Source organism: Pseudomonas sp. HMSC076A11, assembly GCF_001810205.1.
Lineage (GTDB): Bacteria > Pseudomonadota > Gammaproteobacteria > Pseudomonadales > Pseudomonadaceae > Pseudomonas > Pseudomonas aeruginosa.
In genome coordinates this window covers 488,415-503,203 of sequence record NZ_KV800319.1, presented here as the reverse complement: position 1 = coordinate 503,203, position 14,789 = coordinate 488,415, and the positions used below count along the sequence as shown (strand labels likewise).

General features: G+C 66.5%; 15 protein-coding genes. 9 read left to right on the top strand and 6 right to left on the bottom strand.

Annotated features, from left to right (window positions below; genetic code table 11):
• Nucleotides 1–65: 65 nt before the first annotated feature.
• Both HMPREF2716_RS26745 and erdR read right to left on the bottom strand, forming a co-directional pair.
• Complete coding sequence (locus HMPREF2716_RS26745) at nucleotides 66–437, bottom strand: diacylglycerol kinase (protein WP_003092226.1); 372 nt, start codon at nucleotides 435–437, stop codon at nucleotides 66–68.
• Nucleotides 438–508: 71 nt separating this feature from the next.
• Entirely contained in the window at nucleotides 509–1,162 is a 654-nt protein-coding gene (erdR, locus tag HMPREF2716_RS26740) for a response regulator transcription factor ErdR (RefSeq protein ID WP_003092229.1), read from the bottom strand.
• 132 nt (nucleotides 1,163–1,294) lie between these two features.
• Here erdR and HMPREF2716_RS26735 point away from each other — a divergent pair, with 132 nt between their 5' ends.
• Nucleotides 1,295–2,221 (top strand): DMT family transporter, encoded by a 927-nt coding sequence (locus HMPREF2716_RS26735; RefSeq protein ID WP_003119360.1) that lies wholly within the window; start codon nucleotides 1,295–1,297, stop codon nucleotides 2,219–2,221.
• A gap of 3 nt (nucleotides 2,222–2,224) precedes the next feature.
• Here the strand turns inward: HMPREF2716_RS26735 and HMPREF2716_RS26730 are convergent, their stop codons facing one another.
• Nucleotides 2,225–2,941, bottom strand: a complete 717-nt coding sequence (locus tag HMPREF2716_RS26730; protein ID WP_003098478.1) for a tRNA-uridine aminocarboxypropyltransferase — start codon at nucleotides 2,939–2,941, stop codon at nucleotides 2,225–2,227.
• Between the two features lie 258 nt (nucleotides 2,942–3,199).
• On the opposite strand from HMPREF2716_RS26730, the gene HMPREF2716_RS26725 reads away from it, so the two are divergent.
• The 6 genes from HMPREF2716_RS26725 to HMPREF2716_RS26700 all read left to right on the top strand — a co-directional run bounded on the left by HMPREF2716_RS26725 (nucleotide 3,200) and on the right by HMPREF2716_RS26700 (nucleotide 7,931).
• Complete coding sequence (locus tag HMPREF2716_RS26725; protein WP_003119359.1) at nucleotides 3,200–4,291, top strand: ABC transporter ATP-binding protein; 1,092 nt, start codon at nucleotides 3,200–3,202, stop codon at nucleotides 4,289–4,291.
• 4 nt (nucleotides 4,292–4,295) lie between these two features.
• Nucleotides 4,296–5,189, top strand: coding sequence for an ABC transporter permease (locus tag HMPREF2716_RS26720; protein WP_003092241.1), 894 nt, complete (start codon nucleotides 4,296–4,298; stop codon nucleotides 5,187–5,189).
• Nucleotides 5,182–5,952, top strand: coding sequence for an ABC transporter permease (locus tag HMPREF2716_RS26715; protein WP_070622058.1), 771 nt, complete (start codon nucleotides 5,182–5,184; stop codon nucleotides 5,950–5,952). Before HMPREF2716_RS26720 ends, HMPREF2716_RS26715 begins: the two co-directional genes overlap by 8 nt.
• Nucleotides 5,953–6,040: 88 nt before the next feature.
• Nucleotides 6,041–7,105: a polyamine ABC transporter substrate-binding protein gene (locus HMPREF2716_RS26710; RefSeq protein ID WP_009876906.1), complete on the top strand. Its 1,065-nt coding sequence runs from the start codon at nucleotides 6,041–6,043 to the stop codon at nucleotides 7,103–7,105.
• Nucleotides 7,106–7,280: 175 nt separating this feature from the next.
• The gene (locus tag HMPREF2716_RS26705) at nucleotides 7,281–7,691 is read left to right on the top strand and encodes a quorum-sensing-regulated virulence factor family protein (protein WP_003092248.1); all 411 of its coding nucleotides are present in this window, start codon (nucleotides 7,281–7,283) and stop codon (nucleotides 7,689–7,691) included.
• 18 nt (nucleotides 7,692–7,709) lie between these two features.
• Nucleotides 7,710–7,931: a DUF3820 family protein gene (locus tag HMPREF2716_RS26700; protein ID WP_003092249.1), complete on the top strand. Its 222-nt coding sequence runs from the start codon at nucleotides 7,710–7,712 to the stop codon at nucleotides 7,929–7,931.
• 123 nt (nucleotides 7,932–8,054) lie between these two features.
• Here the strand turns inward: HMPREF2716_RS26700 and HMPREF2716_RS26695 are convergent, their stop codons facing one another.
• A complete protein-coding gene (locus HMPREF2716_RS26695; protein WP_023517890.1) occupies nucleotides 8,055–10,460 on the bottom strand; it encodes a phosphoketolase family protein in 2,406 nt (801 codons plus the stop codon).
• A gap of 179 nt (nucleotides 10,461–10,639) precedes the next feature.
• Between HMPREF2716_RS26695 and HMPREF2716_RS26690 the strand changes: the two genes are divergently transcribed.
• Complete coding sequence (locus HMPREF2716_RS26690; protein ID WP_023517891.1) at nucleotides 10,640–12,043, top strand: MBL fold metallo-hydrolase RNA specificity domain-containing protein; 1,404 nt, start codon at nucleotides 10,640–10,642, stop codon at nucleotides 12,041–12,043.
• An 82-nt stretch (nucleotides 12,044–12,125) separates the two neighbouring features.
• The gene (locus tag HMPREF2716_RS26685) at nucleotides 12,126–13,196 is read left to right on the top strand and encodes an LOG family protein (RefSeq protein ID WP_003092255.1); all 1,071 of its coding nucleotides are present in this window, start codon (nucleotides 12,126–12,128) and stop codon (nucleotides 13,194–13,196) included.
• A 21-nt stretch (nucleotides 13,197–13,217) separates the two neighbouring features.
• On the opposite strand, the gene recX is transcribed toward HMPREF2716_RS26685, so the two are convergent.
• Nucleotides 13,218–13,679: a recombination regulator RecX gene (recX, locus tag HMPREF2716_RS26680; protein WP_003098485.1), complete on the bottom strand. Its 462-nt coding sequence runs from the start codon at nucleotides 13,677–13,679 to the stop codon at nucleotides 13,218–13,220.
• A gap of 5 nt (nucleotides 13,680–13,684) precedes the next feature.
• Complete coding sequence (gene recA, locus HMPREF2716_RS26675; RefSeq protein ID WP_070622057.1) at nucleotides 13,685–14,725, bottom strand: recombinase RecA; 1,041 nt, start codon at nucleotides 14,723–14,725, stop codon at nucleotides 13,685–13,687.
• Nucleotides 14,726–14,789: the final 64 nt, after the last annotated feature.

Genomic DNA, 14,789 nt, shown 5'->3' with positions numbered 1-14,789 from the left:
CCGCCCTCGCACGCAAGAAAAAGCCGGAGGCATCGCTGCCTCCGGCTTTTTCATGTCCGCGTAGATCAGCCCAGCAGGATGGTCGCCCAGGTCACGGTGATCACGGTGAGGGCCACGAACTGCGCGGCGCTGCCCATGTCCTTGGCATTCTTCGACAGAGGGTGGCGTTCCAGCGAGACGCGGTCGACGGTGGCCTCGATCGCCGAGTTGAGCAGCTCGACGATCAGCGCCAGCAGGCACACCGCGATCATCAGCGCGCGTTCGCCGCGACTGACGTCGAGGAGGAAGGCCACCGGGATCAGCACCACGTTGAGCAGCACCAGTTGGCGGAAGGCGGCTTCACCACGGAAGGCGGCGAGGAAACCTGCGAGGGAATAGCCGGTGGCGTTGAGGATACGCTTGAGGCCGGTCTGGCCTTTGAAGGGGGAAGGCGACACGTCGGGTTCTCATCGATTCGGAAGGCCGGCAGTCTAGCCGCCGGCTGGTCAAAAAAGCGTTAAGCCGTCTCTCAATGAGAAGCGGGAACCGTCTCCATTTGTTGCAGCAGCAGCGCGGCCTGGGTCCGGGTGCGCACGTTGAGCTTGCGGAAGATCGCCGTCACGTGGGCCTTCACCGTCGCCTCGGAAACGTTCAGGTCGTAGGCGATCTGCTTGTTCAGCAACCCTTCGCAGACCATGGTCAGCACTCTGAACTGTTGCGGGGTGAGGCTGGCGAGCCCGGCGCTGGCGGCCTTGGCCTCCTCGCTGAGGGCTTCGGCGGCGGCATCCTGCGGCGGCCACCAGGTGTCCCCGTCGAGCACCGCGCGCACCGCCTGCTGCAGGGTTTCCAGCGGGCTGGACTTGGGAATGAAGCCGCTGGCGCCGAACTCGCGGGAGCGCTGCACCACCGCGGCCTCCTCCTGTGCCGAGATCATCACCACCGGCACCTGCGGGTATTGCCCGCGCAACAGCACCAGGCCGGAGAAGCCATAGGCCCCCGGCATGTTGAGGTCCAGCAGGACCAGATCCCAATCGGCCTTCTCGTTCAGCCGCGCTTCCAGTTCGGCGATGCTGGCGGCTTCCACCAGGCGCACGTCGGGGCCCAGCCCGAGGGTGAGGGCCTGGTGCAAAGCGCTGCGAAACAGGGGGTGATCGTCGGCGATCAGGATCTCGTAAGAAGCCATGACATGTCCTAGTTTGTTCGGCCCAGCCGAGGCGGCGCTCAGGATGCCGACCGAGGGCGGACCGGTCAAGCCGAATGAGGGATACCTCGTACACCGCGTTCGTCTTTTCAAACACCCCGGCTTGCTGGCAGAGTGGCGGACCCTCCCCGCCCCGTCGAGCGAGCCATGCGAAGCCAAGCCCTGCGTGCCGATGTCCTGATGCTGATCACCGCCATGATCTGGGGGGTGTCGTTCGTCGCCCAGCGCCTGGGGATGGACGCCATCGGGCCGTTCCTCTATACCGGCCTGCGCTTCGTCCTCGGTGCCCTGGTGCTGGTGCCACTGCTGATGCTGCGCTCGCGACGCGACGGCGCGCAACCCTTCAATCGCGGACAGTTGCTCGCCGGTGTGATCCTCGGCGTCGCCCTGACCACCGGGATCAACCTGCAGCAGGTCGGCCTGCTGTTCACCAGCGTGACCAACTCCGGCTTCATCACCGGGCTCTACGTGATCGTCGTGCCGTTGCTCGGCCTGCTGTTCGGCCAGCGCACCGGCGCGGGCACCTGGCTGGGGGCGTCGCTGGCGGTGCTCGGCATGGCCCTGCTGAGCATCGGCCCGGGCTTCCAGGTCGCCTCCGGCGACTGGCTGCAACTGGCCGGCGCGGTGGTCTGGGGCGCGCACGTCCTGCTGGTAGGCCTGTTCGCCAGCCGCTACGACCCGATCCGCCTGGCCTTCCTGCAGTTCGCCACCTGCGCGGCGGTCAGCCTGCTGCTGGCACTGGTCTTCGAGGAAATCCACTGGGACGCCATCGTCCAGGCCGGTCCCGCCCTGCTATACGGCGGCCTGCTCGGCGTCGGCACCGGCTTCACCCTGCAGGTGGTGGCGCAGAAGCACGCCATCGCTTCCCATGCGGCGATCATCCTGTCCCTGGAAGCGGTGTTCGCCGCCATCGCCGGCGCCCTGTTCCTCGCCGAGACCCTGCACCTGCGCGGCTATTTCGGTTGCGCGCTGATGCTGGCGGGCATGCTGGTGGCGCAGTTGTGGCCGCGCAAGCTCGCCGCCGAAGCGCGCCCGGCCTGACACTCAGCCACGGAACGGCGCCAGGGCACGGTGCGCCGGGCTGGCCTCGTCCAGCGGAATGTGCCGCTTGGCGCCCAGGTAGCGCTCGCTGAACACCTCCAGGTAGGCGCCGAGCGCCTCGCCCGCGGCCTCGTCGCCAGCCAGCTCCAGGCACAGCGCCGCCACTTCGGCGGTGCACAGGTGCTCGCCACGGGTCGAGCGACGCAGGCGATAGCGCGAGAGCTGCTCGGGCAGCAGGCTGAGCACCGGGAACGGCTCCAGGTAGGGACTCTTGCGGAACATCTTGCGCGCCTCGGTCCAGGTCGCGTCGAGCAGGATGAACAGCGGTCGCTTGCCTTCCACCAGCGGGGCGACCTCGTTCACCACCCGCTCCGCCGCCACGTATTCGCCGGGGAACACCAGGTATGGCTGCCACTGCGGGTCGGCCAGCAACTCCAGCAAGCGCGGGTCGACCTCGGTGCGCGACCAGCCGAAGGCGAAGGTGTCGGCCACGGTATCGGCGATCAGCCAGCCGGTGTTGGTCGGTTTCAGCGCCTCGATGTCGTGCATGACCAGGCACATGCCGGCGCGCGCCTCGACCCGCGGCCGCCAGGCGCACATGCAATAGCTCGGCAGCAGCCGACAGCCTTCGCAGCGCGGCATGCGCGAACCGCGCGCGACGAAGGGTTTCAGGCTGCGCGCCAGGCGCTCCTGGCGCAAGCGGGAAACGGCATGGCTCATCGGGCAGGCTCCCGATACGGAAAGGACGGGCGAAGGAACATCGAAGACTCGAGGAAACGGGCTGGAAAGCGACCGCGAAATTCTATCAGAGCCCGCGTGGCTCCTGCTTTGTCGGACAACTTCCGAGGCCGCGAAAAAAAATTCTTCACAGGGGCCTCAGACGTCTAGTTAGAGCGGGATGCGATCCCTATAATCCGCCCCCTTTTTCGACACCGGGCAGCCGGCTCCGCCCGCTGACCTTACTGCCTCTCCAGACGAGTGACGCCCCCCTTGCTCGAGATCCGCAACGTGACCCGCCGCTTCGGCGACTTCACCGCCGTCGACAATGTCAGCCTGACGATCAACACCGGCGAATTCTTCACCCTCCTCGGCCCTTCCGGGTGCGGCAAGACCACCCTCCTGCGCATGCTCGCCGGCTTCGACCAGCCGGACAGCGGCGAGATCCGCCTCAACGGCCAGGACCTCGCCGGCGTCGAGCCGGAGAAGCGCCCGGTGCATACGGTGTTCCAGAGCTACGCGCTGTTCCCGCACATGAGCGTAGCGCAGAACATCGCCTTCCCGCTGAAGATGGCCGGAGTGGCGAAGAGCGAGATCGACGCCCGCGTCGAACAGGCCCTGAAGGACGTACGCCTGGCGGACAAGGGCGGGCGCATGCCGACACAGCTTTCCGGCGGCCAGCGCCAGCGCGTGGCGATCGCCCGCGCGCTGGTCAACCGGCCGCGCCTGCTGCTGCTCGACGAACCGCTGTCGGCGCTGGACGCCAAGCTGCGCGAAGAAATGCAGATCGAACTGATCAACCTGCAGAAGGACGTCGGCATCACCTTCGTCTATGTCACCCACGATCAGGGCGAAGCCCTGGCGCTGTCGCACCGCATCGCAGTGATGAACCAGGGCCGGGTGGAGCAACTGGACGCCCCGGAAACCATCTACAGCTTCCCGCGCAGTCGTTTCGTCGCCGACTTCATCGGCCAGTGCAACCTGCTCGACGCCACGGTCGAGGCGGTCGACGGCGAACGCGTGCGCATCGACCTCCGGGGCCTGGGCGAGGTCCAGGCGCTGAAATCCTTCGACGCCCAGCCCGGCGAGGCCTGCGTGCTGACCCTGCGGCCGGAGAAGATCCGCCTGGCGCAGAGCGTCACCGCCGACAGCGACGAGGTGCACTTCCGCGGTCGCGTCGCCGAACTGCTCTACCTGGGCGACGTGACCCTGTACATCGTCGAGCTGGAGAACGGCGAGCGCCTGGAAACCCTGCTGCCCAACGCCACGCCCGGCCGAGCCAAGTTCTTCGAGGTGGGCGACGCGGTGGAAGCCGCCTGGCGCTTCGATGCCGGCCATCTGGTCAGGGCCTGACACGATGAGAAAGAACCTCGGCAAGTGGCTGCTGGTCTGGCCGCCGCAAGCGTATCTGCTGTTCTTCTTCCTGGTTCCGGCGCTGATCATGCTGTTCGCCTCGTTCCGCTTTCCCGGCGACTACGGCGGCCTGGCGCCCTGGATGTACAGCGAGGACGGGCAGACCGTCTACGACCTCAGCGTGGAGAACTACACCCGGCTCACCGAGAGCTGGGTGTACCTGCAACTGTTCGTCAAATCCTTCGGCTACGCCCTGGTCACCACCCTGGCCTGCCTGCTGCTCGCCTACCCGGTGGCGACCACCCTCGCCCGGGCCCCGGCGAAGTGGCGCAACCTGCTGATCCTGCTGGTGATCCTGCCGTTCTGGAGCAACCTGCTGGTACGCGTCTACGCCTGGATGATCATCCTCTCGCCGTCCGGTGCCCTGACCCGCGGGATCAACGCCGCGCTGGACCTGTTCGGCGCGCAGCCGATCAGCCTGATGTTCACCCCGTTCGCGGTGATCCTGTGCATGGTCTACGTGCACCTGCCGTTCATGATCCTGCCGCTCTACGCCAACCTGGAGAAACACGACCCGGCCCTGCTGGACGCCGCCCAGGACCTCGGCGCCGGTCGTTGGCAACGCTTCTGGCGGGTGACCTTCCCGCTCTCGCTGCCGGGCGTGGCCGCCGGCGCGGCACTGGTATTCATCCCGGTGCTGGGAATGTTCGCCATCCCCGACCTGGTCGGCGGTACCGACGGCATCATGATCGGCAACCTGATCAAGAGCCAGTTCCTCGACTCCCGCGACTGGCCGTTCGGCAGCGCGCTGTCGATCGCCCTGACCGGCTGCATCCTGCTGCTGGTCGCCCTCGGCATGGGCGCCGCGCGCGCCCGCAAGGGAGGCGCCCATGCGTAGGCCCTACCTGCTCTGGAGCGCCACCGCGCTGGTGTACCTGTTCCTCTACGTACCGCTGGTGATCGTGGTGCTGTACTCCTTCAACGACTCGCGGCTGAACGCCGAGTGGGTGGGCTTCACCCTGGACTGGTACCGCAAGCTGTTCGGCAACCGCGACATGCTCCAGGCCGCCGCCAACTCGCTGGTCATCGCGCTGGTTTCGGCCAGCGCGGCGACCCTGCTCGGCACCCTCGCCGGGGTCGCCCTGCATCGCTTCAAGCTGCGCGTGCTGCCCCTGCTGGTGCTGACCCCGATCGCCATTCCGGAACTCCTGATGGGGGTCTCGCTGGTGATCTTCTTCATCGGCCTGAACATGAGCCTGGGCATGCTCTCGGTGACCCTCGCGCACATCACCTTCTCGGTCGGCTTCGTCGCCCTGGTGGTGCAGGCACGCATGTCGGGCATGGACGAAAGCCTCACCGAGGCGGCCCGCGACCTCGGTGCCACGCCCTGGCAGAGCTTCCGCCTGGTGACCCTGCCGCTGATCATGCCGGGCATCGTCGCCGGCGCGCTGATGGCCTTCACCCTGTCCATCGACGACTTCGTGATCACCTTCTTCACCGCCGGCGGCGGATTCGCCACCCTGCCGACGCAGATCTACACCATGATCAAGATCGCCGTGACGCCCGAAGTGAACGCCGTCTCCACCCTGCTGATGCTGCTCACCCTGGTGCTGATCGTGATCGCCTCGAAACTCTCCCCCAGCGCCATCAAGGGCCATTGATCCGCCGAAACCCGCGGGCCTCCCGGAGAGGCCCGCGGCCTTGCCCTGCTCCGGTTTCCGGAGCCCTGCCACCCCGTAACAAGGAACCATGATGAAAAAGCTGTTGCTCGTCGCAACCCTCATGGCAGGAGCCGCCCAGGCCACCGCCGCCGAGAAGCTGTATCTGTTCAACTGGAACGACTACATCGCCGAGGACACGGTGAAACGCTTCGAGCAGCAATGTGGCTGCGAGCTGGTGCAGGAGTTCTATTCCGGCACCGAGGAAATGATGGCCAAGCTGGCCGCCGGGGCCAGCGGCTACGACGTGATCATCCCGACCCAGAACGCGGTCGAGGCGCTGATCCGCAAGGGCGACCTGCTGGAGCTGGACAAGAGTCGCCTGGCGAACCTGAACAACGAGGCCGCGGGCTACCTCGACAAGGATTTCGACAAGGGCAACCGCTATTCCCTGCCCTACGCCTTCACCACCACCCTGGTCGGCTACAACAAGACCGAGCTGGACAAGCTGGGCATCGACCCCGCCGACTGGTCGGTGATCTTCGACCCGGCGGTCCTGGAGAAGATCAAGGGCAGGGTCACGGTGATGGACGACCCGCAGGAACTGTTCGGCGCCGCCCTGAAGTACCTCGGTCACTCCGCCAACGACACCGACCCGCAGCACTGGAAGGAAGCCCAGGCGCTGATCCTCGCGGCCAAGCCGTACTGGGCCGCGTTCAACTCGTCGAGCTATATCAAGGAGCTGACCCTGGGCAACATCTGGGTCGCCCATGGCTACTCCAGCGACATGTACCAGGCCAGGGCCGACGCGGAGGCTGCCGGCCGCGCCTTCAAGGTCGACTTCGCCCTGCCCCGCCAAGGTGCGGTGCTGGCCATCGACAACATGGTGATCCACAAGGGCTCGAAGAACCCTGACCTGGCCTACCGCTTCATCGACTTCATGCTCGACGGTCGGAACGCTTCCGAGCTGACCAACCAGATCGGTACCGGCACGCCCAACGCCGCCGCCCTGCCCTTCATCAAGCCGGAAATCAAGACGCTCGCCGCCCTGTTCCCGGACGCCACCACCCAGGCCAGGCTGGAGCCGCTGAAGGACCTGAACTCGCGCCAGCGACGCGCCCTGAACAAGCTCTGGACAGAGATCAAGCTGCGCTGATCCGCACCGCTATCGACGAAAGGGCGACCCTCGGTCGCCCTTTTGCGTTTCCGTGCCCCGCCCCGAACGCGGTAACATGGCGCCCATTCGCCACCGTCCGTCCCGGGAATGGGCCGACGGAAACAATTCGCCCCCTCCATCGGTCGAATCCGCTTATTGCCCCAGGAGATCTTCGATGTCGCGCTTCATGGCCCTTGCCCTTTGTTTCGTCCTGCCCACCGCCGCCCATGCCGCCTCGCTCAAGGATTTCGAACTGAGCAAGATGCTGGAGAAAGTGGCCAAGGAAAGCAGCGTAGGCACTCCCCGCGCCATCAACGAAGACATCCTCGACCAGGGCTACACCGTCGAAGGCAACCAGTTGATCAATCACCTCAGCGTACGCGCCAGCCACGCCGAGCGCATGCGCTCCAACCCGGACAGCGTGCGCAGCCAGCTCGGCGATAGCGTGTGCAGCAACACCGGCTATCGCCAGTTGCTCGCCCGCGGCGCGATCCTCACCTACAGCTTCACCGAGTACAAGACCAACCAGCCGGTCGCCACCGAACGCTTCGATGCCGGCAGCTGCCGCATCCAGGGCAAGAAGTAAGCGCGCCGCGCGGTCGCCATGCTGGACAAGCAGCATCTGCTGAAGATCGCCAGGACGCCGATGCCGTTCGGCAAGTACCAGGGACGGATGCTGGTCGACCTGCCGGAGGAGTACCTGCTGTGGTTCTACAAGAAAGGCTTCCCGCCTGGTGAACTCGGGCGGCTGATGCAGTTGACCCTGGAACTGAAGATCGACGGGCTGGACGGGCTGCTCAAGCCGCTTCGTCCCCCCGCTCCGTAGGCGAATGACGTCGCCGACGCTATCCGCCGATACCCTGCCCACACCCTGCCTTCGCCAGACACCCGCCCCCGTTCGGCAGGGCGAATAACGCCACAGACGTTATCCGCCGATACGCAGCCGAACTCAGCGCAACAACGCCGGATCGCCCTTGCCGGCCACCGCCGCCGCTTCCTCCGGGGTCAGCAGCGCGGTGCGCGGGACCTCCATCAAGCGGGCGCAAGCCGCCAGCACGTTGCCCCAGCAGGCGCGGTTGGCGAACTGCATGCCCGCCTCGTCGAGGGTGCCGCCGCGGTTGCGATAGCCGAGTACCGAGGTGCGCCGGGCATCCGGCAGGATCGGCCAAAGATGACCGCGCGCCACTTCCGCGCGCATATGGGTGAGTAGCACGCGGCGCTCATGGCTATCCGGGAACAGTCGTTCCACCAGCGCCTCGTCGGCCACCGCCTCGACCTCCCAGCGATCGCGCGGCGCGCGGAAACGTCCCGGCTCCTGCAGGTAGACCAGCCGGTAGGCCTGCCCCGCCTCGGCCAGGCGCTGCGCGGCGCGGCGCATCTGTTCGAGCTGGTAGCTGCCGTTGGCGATCAGCAGCAGCGGATCGGAGCCGCAGCGCTCCTCGACCAGGATCGCGCCGTCGCGGGCCAGGCGCTCGGCCTGGACGGCCTCGAACACCATCGGCCGGTCGCGCTTGGGGATCACCAGGCAGGCCAGTTGCCCCCGGCTGCGGTAGATCGTCGGTAGCAGCGCCAGGGCGCTGTTGTGATCGGCCGGGAAGAGCACCCGGACCATGTCGCTCATCTCGCCAAGCAGGGCCTCGCAGAAGGTGGTGTCCTGGTGCGACTGCTGGTTCTTGCCGTTCTCCCAGGTATGCGAAGTAGCGACCAGCGGCCAGCCCAGCCAGCCGGCCGGACGCCCGACTTCCTTCTGCTGGCGGGCGAAGATCAGGGTCTGGCGCACCGCGCCGAGCATCTTCACGCAGAACGCCTCGTAGCTGGCAACCAGGTTGAGTCCGCCCTGGTTGGCCAGGCAGGCGGACACCACCGCCTCCTCGTTGAGCGCGGTGATGACCCGACCGCTCACCGATTCCAGTTCGCTCTCCGGCTCGCTGACCCGATGCTTGAGCGCCTTGAGCACGCCGCCGAGGCGGTTGCTGGCCAATTCGTCGGGATTGCCGACCCGGGCGCGCAGGTCGGGGTTGGCCTCCACCAGTTCGGTATAGAAGCGGTCCAGCGCGGCCATCGGCGAGCAGGCGTCGTCGCGATAGCGCAGCGGCGGGATGATCGGTTCGATGGGATGGCGCAGGGCCAGCGGGTTGTCCCGTTCGAGGGGACGCTCGCCGCGCTGCTCGGCGAACAGCCGGCGGGCCAATTCGAGAGCCTCAGGCTCGACCCAGAGTTCGTTTGCATGCTGGTTGAACAGTTGCCGGGCCTGTTCGTCGTTATGCGGATTGCCCGGCAGCGGCAGGTTGTGCGCGGCGTTGCTGCCGGCGCCATAGAAGCCGAAGCCCTTGACCGTCTCGGCGATGCCGTAGGGAATCGGCAGCGGGTAGCGGAGGATGCCGCTGTTCTTCTCCTGCACGCGCCGCTCCAGGCGCTGCTCCATCTCCCAGAGCGTACAGACGAAGGCGGCCGGGTCGCGCCCATCGAAGCTGATCGGATCGAAGCCGCAGCGGCGCAGATGCAGCTTGAAGCCCTCCAGCCCCTCATGGGTGCCCAGCTCGGTGCGCTGCTCGATGCGCCGGCCATTGGCGATCATCACCGGCAGCGCCGCCCCGCAATCCTCGGCTCGCCACCAGCGCGGAATCCAGTCGCTGCCGCGCTGTTCCTCGGCGGCACCATCGGAGAGGAACGCCACCAGGGTCTCGCCGGGCAGCGGCATGTGCGCGTACTGCAATTCGGCGAAGCCGAGGTAACCGCCCTCGGCGATACCGCCGGCGGTATGCGGATTCACGTGGCTGCCCAGTGGCGCCGCCGGTGCGCCGTTGGGGGCCTGGGCGTAGCCGTAGAAGTCCTGCAGCAAGCGGTTCAGCCCTTCCTCGCCGTCGGCATAGGCGCGCTCCTGCTCCGGGTGCAGGTTGCCGGTGAGGACGTTCAGCGCGTCGATGGCGGCCACGCAATGGCCCTGGCCCATCAGCCAGGCGCGAGTCTTGCCGGTCAGGACGTTGAGTGCCAGATAGCCGGCGTAGGCCGGGACCATGTTCAGGGCTCCGCCGGTGTGGCCCTCGGGCTGTGTCTTGAAATCCTCGGCCTGCAACGGCTGGCCGTCCAGGCGGATGCGCCGGGCGTAGGTCATGTGCACGACGATGCGCAGGGCGCTGGCGGTCAGCCGGTCGAGGGCGCGGAACAGCTGGTAGACGCTGGCCAGGTCCGGTTGCAGCCCGGCTTGGACCAATTGATGAGCGGTGCGGAACACGGCGGCGCGGGTCTCTGCGCTATGCTGGAGCGGACCATGGCCTTGCAGCCACGCGGCAAACGCCGGCTCGGCCGCCGCATGGGCAAGCAACTCGTCCTGACTGGGCAGAATCTGACTCATGGTGGGTAGCCTCCCTAGTGGTGCCTTGCAGTCTAGGCAGCACACGGCAAAGGGCGCTGACCTGCATCAAGCTCCCCGCCCCCGATTCGTTCACCCTGGCCCTGTACGAAGGTTCCATGGCATTCCACGATCCCCGAAAGGTATCGGGGTGTCGACAGAGCTCTGACGGAGGAGGCTCGATGGCATCACTGACGTTTCTAGGCGCCACCCAGGAGGTCACTGGCTCCTGTTATCTGCTGGAAACCCTCGATGGCGTGAAGGTCCTGCTCGAATGCGGCATGCGCCAGGGGCGCCGCGAAGCCGACAACGGCAACCGCGCGCCCTTCCCCTTCGATCCCGCGAGCATCGACGCGGTGGTCATCTCCCACGCCCACCTGGACCACAGCGGCCTGCTGCCGCGCCTGGCGGCCGAGGGCTTCAAGGGCCCGATCTTCGCCACCGAGGCCACCTGCGAACTGCTGGAACTCATGCTGCTGGACTCCGCGCACATCCAGGAAAAGGACGCCGAGTGGGAGAACCGCTGGCGCAACCGGATCGGCAAGCCGAGCATCAAGCCGCTGTATACCCAGGCCGACACCGAACGCGCGCTCAAGCTGCGCCGGCCGATCAGCCTCGGCAGCACAGTGGCGGTCGCTCGCGGCGTGCGGGTGACCTTTCACAACGCCGGGCACATCCTCGGCTCGTCGATCGTCGAAGTGCAATTCCACGACCAGGTGCAACCGCGCCGCCTGGTGTTTTCCGGCGACCTCGGCAACACCTGCTCGCCGTTGATGCGCGCGCCCTCGCCGCTGAGCCGGGCCGACGTGGTGATGCTCGAATCCACCTACGGCGATCGCGATCACCGCGACAGCAACGACACCCTGGAGGAACTGGCGGCGATTCTCGACCAGGCGCATCGCGACGGCGGCAACGTGCTGATCCCGTCGTTCGCCGTCGGTCGCACCCAGGACCTGCTCTACTACCTCGGCCGCTTCTACCAGGAGGGCCGCCTGCCTCAACAGGCGGTATTCCTCGACAGCCCGATGGCCGCCCGTGCCAATGGCATCTACCTGCGCCACAGCAACGAGTTCGACGACCGCGACCGCGAGTACATTCGCGGCACCGGCACCACCCGCCTGGAGGAATGGCTGCCGGTGCTGCGCGTCACCCGCAGCGCCGACGAGTCGATGGCGATCAACCGGATCAAGAGCGGCGCGGTCATCATCGCCGGCAGCGGCATGTGCACCGGCGGCCGTATCGTCCATCACTTCAAGCACAACCTCTGGCGCCCGGAATGCCATGTGGTATTCCCCGGCTTCCAGGCGCGCGGCACCCTGGGCCGCAACATCGTCGACGGCGCCAGCGCGGTTCGCGTGTTCCACCAGCGCATCGCGGTCAAGGCGCAGATCCATACCCTCGGCGGCTTCTCCGCCCACGCCGGGCAATCGCAGCTGCTCGACTGGGTCGCTCACTTCGCCCACCGTCCCGCGCTATACCTGATACATGGCGAGCGGGAAAAGATGGAAGCGCTGCGGGGCGCGATCCGCGAGCGCCTCGACTGGGATGCCGAGATACCCGAGCCCGGCGAACGCATCGAGATCTGAGCCGCCGTCCGCAACTGTCACGCAGTCCGTGGCAGTATGCGGATGACCGCCTGTCCAGGGTGGTTGTAGAAGGAGTATGCGAATGCCCTACGAAGCCGATGACTATCTTTCCCGGCACTTCCAGACCAGCGGCACCGACCTGGCGCGGAAGGTCGACGAACTGGCGGCCCTTGCGGCTCCCGGCGACAGCCCCAATCTCGCGCTCTACCGCGAGATGCTCTTCACCGTGACGCGCATGGCCCAGGCCGACCGCAACCGCTGGGACGCCAAGATCATGCTGCAGACCCTGCGCGAGATGGAGCATGCCTTCAGCGTCCTCGAGCAGTTCAAGCGGCGACGCAAGGTCACCGTGTTCGGCTCGGCGCGCACGCCGGTCGAACATCCGGTCTATGCCCTGGCGCGCAAGCTGGGCGAGGAACTGGCCCGCTACGATCTGATGGTGATCACCGGCGCCGGCGGCGGCATCATGGCCGCCGCCCACGAAGGCGCCGGGCTGGAGAACAGCCTGGGCTTCAACATCACCCTGCCCTTCGAGCAGCACGCCAACCATACGGTGGACGGCAGCGGCAACCTGCTGTCGTTCCACTTCTTCTTCCTGCGCAAGCTGTTCTTCGTCAAGGAAGCCGACGCCCTGGTGCTCTGCCCCGGCGGCTTCGGCACCCTAGACGAGGCACTGGAAGTGCTGACCCTGGTACAGACCGGCAAGAGTCCGCTGGTGCCGATCGTGCTGCTCGACCAGCCGGGCGGCCGCTACTGGGAACACGCCCTGGAGTTCATGCAGGAACAGTTGCTGGAGAATCACTATATCTTGCCGGCCGACATGCGCCTGATGCGCCTGGTGCATTCGGCCGAAGACGCGGTGAAGGAAATCGCCCAGTTCTACCGCAATTTCCACTCCAGCCGCTGGCTGAAAGGCACTTTCGTGATTCGCCTGAACCACGCCCTGAACGAAGCCGCGCTGGCGCACCTGCACGAACACTTCGCCAGCCTCTGCCTGAGCGGCGGCTTCCAGCAGCAGGCCTACAGCGAGCAGGAACAGGACGAACCGGAGTTCCGCAACCTGACCCGCCTCGCCTTCGTGTTCAACGGGCGCGACCAGGGGCGGCTGCGGGAATTGCTGGACTACATCAACCTGCCGGAAAACTGGGACTGAAGCTGCCGCTCCGGCACGCGCTCAATCGTCGCTGCGGCCGTTCAACAGGCGGCTGATCGACTCCATGGAGTAACCCCGGTACGCCAGGAAGCGGCCCTGCTGGGCCTTTTCCCTGGCGTCCTGCGGCAGGCGGGCGAACTTGCGGCGCCAGACCTCACGCAATTGCGCACTCCAGTCGACCTCGCAGGCACCCAGCGCCCTTTCGATATCGGCGCGCGGCAGACCGCGCTGCGCCAGTTCCTCACGGATGCGCAACGGCCCATGGCCGCTACGGGCGCGACTGGCGATGAAGCTTTCGAGATAGCGGGATTCGTCGAGCAGACCTTCCTCGGCCAGGCGGTCGAGGGCAGGATCGATCAACTCGGCAGACGCGCCACGCTGGCGCAACTTGCGGGAAAGCTCGGCGCGCCCGTGCTCACGGCGCGCCAGCAGATCCATGGCCGCCCGCCGCACGGCGACGGGCGTATCGAGCACGATCGCCATTGGCCTCAATCGGCTTCGGCGTCAGCCACTTCTTCGGCGTCGGCCTTCACCGGGCCGCTCTTGGCCAGCAACTGGTCGCGAATGGTCTTCTCCAGTACCGAACCGATTTCCGGATTGTCTTCCAGGTACTTGGCGGCGTTCGCCTTGCCCTGGCCGATCTTGCTGCCCTGGTAGCTGTACCAGGCGCCGGACTTCTCGACCAGGCCCAATTGCACGCCCAGATCGATGATCTCGCCGGTACGGTAGATGCCCTTGCCGTAGAGGATCTGGAACTCGGCCTGGCGGAACGGCGGGGAAACCTTGTTCTTCACCACCTTGACGCGGGTTTCGCTACCCACCACCTCGTCGCCTTCCTTCACCGCGCCGGTACGACGGATGTCCAGGCGGACCGAGGCGTAGAACTTCAGTGCGTTACCGCCGGTGGTGGTTTCCGGGTTGCCGAACATGACGCCGATCTTCATGCGGATCTGGTTGATGAAGATGACCAGGCAGTTGGCGTTCTTGATATTGCCGGTGATCTTGCGCAGCGCCTGGGACATCAGGCGTGCCTGCAGGCCGACGTGGGCGTCGCCCATCTCGCCTTCGATCTCGGCCTTGGGTACCAGCGCGACCACGGAGTCGACGATGATCACGTCGACCGCGTTGGAGCGCACCAGCATGTCGGTGATTTCCAGGGCCTGCTCGCCGGTGTCCGGCTGGGAGACCAGCAGGTCGTCGACGTTGACGCCCAGCTTGCCGGCATAGTCGGGATCGAGCGCGTGCTCGGCGTCGACGAAGGCACAGGTGGCGCCCTGTTTCTGGGCCTCGGCGATCACCGAGAGGGTCAGGGTGGTCTTGCCCGAGGATTCCGGACCGTAGATCTCGACGATCCGGCCCTTGGGCAGGCCGCCGATGCCGAGGGCGATGTCCAGGCCCAGGGAGCCGGTGGAGATGGCCGGGATCGCCTGGCGCTCATGGTCGCCCATGCGCATGACCGCGCCTTTGCCGAATTGGCGTTCGATCTGTCCCAGGGCCGCGGCCAGGGCGCGCTTCTTGTTCTCGTCCATTGAAGTCCTCGCGAAGTCAGGGCGGCCGGACGGCCACGAACAACTGTATAAGTAGACAGTATTA

Excerpts from the sequence above, each read along its gene's own strand:
- erdR (WP_003092229.1), bottom strand. The coding sequence starts at position 1,162 with ATGGCTTCTTACGAGATCCTGATCGCCGACGATCACCCCCTGTTTCGC.
- HMPREF2716_RS26730 (WP_003098478.1), bottom strand. The coding sequence starts at position 2,941 with ATGAGCCATGCCGTTTCCCGCTTGCGCCAGGAGCGCCTGGCGCGCAGC.
- HMPREF2716_RS26720 (WP_003092241.1), top strand. The coding sequence starts at position 4,296 with ATGAGAAAGAACCTCGGCAAGTGGCTGCTGGTCTGGCCGCCGCAAGCG.
- HMPREF2716_RS26715 (WP_070622058.1), top strand. The coding sequence starts at position 5,182 with ATGCGTAGGCCCTACCTGCTCTGGAGCGCCACCGCGCTGGTGTACCTG.
- HMPREF2716_RS26710 (WP_009876906.1), top strand. The coding sequence starts at position 6,041 with ATGATGAAAAAGCTGTTGCTCGTCGCAACCCTCATGGCAGGAGCCGCC.
- HMPREF2716_RS26705 (WP_003092248.1), top strand. The coding sequence starts at position 7,281 with ATGTCGCGCTTCATGGCCCTTGCCCTTTGTTTCGTCCTGCCCACCGCC.
- HMPREF2716_RS26700 (WP_003092249.1), top strand. The coding sequence starts at position 7,710 with ATGCTGGACAAGCAGCATCTGCTGAAGATCGCCAGGACGCCGATGCCG.
- HMPREF2716_RS26695 (WP_023517890.1), bottom strand. The coding sequence starts at position 10,460 with ATGAGTCAGATTCTGCCCAGTCAGGACGAGTTGCTTGCCCATGCGGCG.
- HMPREF2716_RS26690 (WP_023517891.1), top strand. The coding sequence starts at position 10,640 with ATGGCATCACTGACGTTTCTAGGCGCCACCCAGGAGGTCACTGGCTCC.
- HMPREF2716_RS26685 (WP_003092255.1), top strand. The coding sequence starts at position 12,126 with ATGCCCTACGAAGCCGATGACTATCTTTCCCGGCACTTCCAGACCAGC.
- recX (WP_003098485.1), bottom strand. The coding sequence starts at position 13,679 with ATGGCGATCGTGCTCGATACGCCCGTCGCCGTGCGGCGGGCGGCCATG.
- recA (WP_070622057.1), bottom strand. The coding sequence starts at position 14,725 with ATGGACGAGAACAAGAAGCGCGCCCTGGCCGCGGCCCTGGGACAGATC.